1 protein-coding gene and 1 pseudogene are annotated in these 557 nt (G+C 65.2%); one reads left to right on the top strand and one right to left on the bottom strand.

What is annotated here, in order from left to right; genetic code table 11:
* Window positions 1-253 (bottom strand): annotated as a pseudogene (locus tag QZ269_RS13460) (alanine dehydrogenase); the annotation flags it as partial.
* A 164-nt stretch (window positions 254-417) separates the two neighbouring features.
* Here QZ269_RS13460 and QZ269_RS13465 point away from each other — a divergent pair.
* A partial coding sequence (locus QZ269_RS13465) for an Lrp/AsnC family transcriptional regulator (RefSeq protein WP_291427196.1) occupies window positions 418-557 on the top strand: 140 nt, incomplete at its 3' end.

Consider the following 557-nt stretch of genomic DNA (forward strand, 5'->3'; position numbering starts at 1 on the left):
GGCGCAGGGAGTGGTACTCGCTCTCGGTGGGTTCCTTGACCTTCACGACCATCTGCGCGGCCCAGGCTTCATCGGCACTTCCCAGGGTGGCGCCGACGTTCACGTAGTCCTGATCCGGGATGCCGCTGCCGAGGCCCGCGCCGTGCTGGACGGTGACGGTGTGGCCGCGCCGGACGAGCGTGGCGACGCCGCCGGGGGTGAGGGCGACGCGGTTTTCCTTGACCTTGATTTCTTTGGGGAGTCCGATGTGCATGGGTGTGACCTCGTTGTCCGTGCAGGTGTCTCCTGCCGGTGGTGGTGCTGCTGAATGTAACGCAAGATTAACAGTTCACCGTGCCATCAGGATTGCCCGCATGTGCCCGTTCTGGGCCACACCCCGCAACGGGGTTGCGCGGCCTTGCTAGAATGCGCTCGATCATGTCTCAGACTATTCTTGATGCGCTGGACCGGCAGATTCTCGGCATTCTTCAGCGGGACGCCCGCATACCGAACACGGAACTCGCCGACGAGATCGGCCTGACGCCCGCCCCGACGCTGCGCCGCGTGCGCCGCCTGGA

It is taken from the genome of Deinococcus sp. (assembly GCF_018260405.1).
Taxonomy (GTDB): Bacteria; Deinococcota; Deinococci; order Deinococcales; family Deinococcaceae; genus Deinococcus.